Origin of the sequence: Streptomyces ossamyceticus (assembly GCF_001418475.1) — a bacterium.
Taxonomy (GTDB): Bacteria; Actinomycetota; Actinomycetes; order Streptomycetales; family Streptomycetaceae; genus Streptomyces; species Streptomyces ossamyceticus.
In genome coordinates this window covers 1-241 of the sequence record NZ_LIQX01000240.1, presented here as the reverse complement: position 1 = coordinate 241, position 241 = coordinate 1, and the positions used below count along the sequence as shown (strand labels likewise).

Below are 241 nucleotides of genomic sequence, written 5' to 3'. Positions count from 1 at the left end.
TGACCTCGCAGTGCGGCCGGATGTGCGGCCGCAGCCGGAAGACATCGGTGACATGCTCCAGATAGGCCCGGATGTGCTGCTGCCCGGAGAAGGTGCGCGGCCAGTCCGGGTTGGGCGCGAAGGAGAACGAGTACAGATGCGAGGGCACGTCGCAGGCGCACCCCGGGTAGTCGTTGTCCCGCCAGGTGCCGCCGACCGAGCCGCCCCGCTCCAGCACGACGAAGTCGGTGATCCCTTCCCG

1 protein-coding gene is annotated in these 241 nt (G+C 69.3%); it reads right to left on the bottom strand.

What is annotated here, in order from left to right; all coding sequences use genetic code 11:
- Positions 1-241 (bottom strand): NAD(P)-binding protein (locus AOK15_RS46945; RefSeq protein ID WP_420876924.1); only part of this gene is annotated, 241 nt, incomplete at both ends.